The 1,466-nt window shown below is 70.4% G+C and carries 2 protein-coding genes; both read left to right on the plus strand.

Annotated features, from left to right (window positions below; genetic code table 11):
* The first annotated feature begins 345 nt into the window (after nt 1–345).
* On the plus strand, nt 346–954 hold the full coding sequence (locus FV228_RS29525; RefSeq protein ID WP_147857700.1) for an NnrU family protein: 609 nt from the start codon (nt 346–348) through the stop codon (nt 952–954).
* Nucleotides 955–1,061: 107 nt separating this feature from the next.
* Nucleotides 1,062–1,466: tetratricopeptide repeat protein (locus FV228_RS29530; RefSeq protein WP_147857701.1), on the plus strand; the 405-nt coding region annotated here is incomplete at its 3' end.

A 1,466-nucleotide genomic window follows, 5' to 3' on the forward strand; every position in this document is an offset into this window, starting at 1 on the left:
GGGATGAACAGGACGAGCGTCGAGAGGGCGGCGGCAAGCAAAGCGGAACGCTGCCGGATCCCTCCCCACGCAGCGGCTGTCATAGTGACGGATCGGCCCCTGCAGGCCGCGACAGGCCCCCTCTCCCGCACGGGAGAGGGGACCCGCGCCCCGTCTTGAGATGGGTGAACACCCTCCCCCGCAGAGGGGTGAGGGAGAAGCGGCGCCGCTCCGCCCCGCATCCCGTACGCCGAGTCCATCACTGAAATCCGGGTGCGTCCCGGCCACGCCTGGACAAAGCACGCCAGATTCGCTTGAGAACGGTTACAGAGTACTTGCCGACCGGCTGTCGCTCGAAAGTCCTTCATGCTTCTCCTGATCCTCGGGCTCGTGCTGTTCCTCGGCACGCATGCCTTCTCGATGGTACGCTCCCAGCGCGCCGCGATCGTCGGCCGGGTCGGCGAGGGCCGGTACAAGCTCGGCTACACCGCCCTGTCGCTGCTCGGGCTGGTGCTGATCGGGGTCGGCTTCCACGATTACCGGCTCAGCGGCTACATCCCGGTCTGGGATCCGCCGGTCTGGACGCGCCACCTTGCCCTGACGCTCGTCTGGCTCGCCTTCGTGTGCCTCGCCGCCGCCTACCTGCCGGGGCACATCCGGGCGAAGGCCAAGCACCCGATGCTGCTCGCGGTGAAGATCTGGGCGACCGCCCACCTGCTCGCCAACGGCGATCTCGGCTCGATCCTGCTGTTCGGCGGCTTCCTGGCCTGGGCGGTGGCGGCGCGGATCAGCGCCAAGCGCCGGGCGCTCGCTCCGGGGACGGTCGTCGCCCAGCACGGGGGCGCCGTCGCGGCCCCGCATGGCTGGCGCAACGACATCCTGGCCGTGGTGATCGGGACGGCGGTCTGGTTCGTGTTCTCCCGCTACCTGCACTACCCGCTGATCGGCGTCTCGGTCTGGCCCGGCACGGCCTGAGGCCACCGCCGACCACACCCGCTGTCGCCAACCCGGCGCCCGTGTGTTAGGCGCGGGGCTCGATAGCTGTGCAAGGTGGCCCGCGGACAAGCGCGGGCCGGGAAACGATGGCCGAGAACAACGAGTTCATCCGCGAGGTCGACGAGGATTATCGCCGCGACCGGATCCTCCAGATCTGGAAGCGCTACAGCGGCGTGATCATCGCGCTCGCCGTGCTCCTGGTGGTGGGCGTGGCCGGCTGGCGCTACTGGCAGAATCAGCAGCGCGTGGCCGCCGAGACCGCCTCGGTGCGGTTCGACGAAGCCAACCGCCTCGCCCGGGACGGCAAGGTCGCGGAAGCCGACACGATCTTCGACGCGCTGGAGCAGCAGGGTCCGGCCGGCTACCGGCTGCTCGCCCGGTTCCGCGCTGCCGCCGAGACCGCCAAGCGCGACCCCGAGGCGGGTGCCAAGGACTTCGATACGCTGGCCGGCGACAGCGGCCTCGGCGACGGCCTGCGCGACCTCGCGCGG

The organism is Methylobacterium sp. WL18, from assembly GCF_008040015.1.
Classification (GTDB): domain Bacteria; phylum Pseudomonadota; class Alphaproteobacteria; order Rhizobiales; family Beijerinckiaceae; genus Methylobacterium; species Methylobacterium mesophilicum.

Excerpts from the sequence above, each read along its gene's own strand:
- FV228_RS29525 (WP_147857700.1), top strand. The coding sequence starts at position 346 with ATGCTTCTCCTGATCCTCGGGCTCGTGCTGTTCCTCGGCACGCATGCC.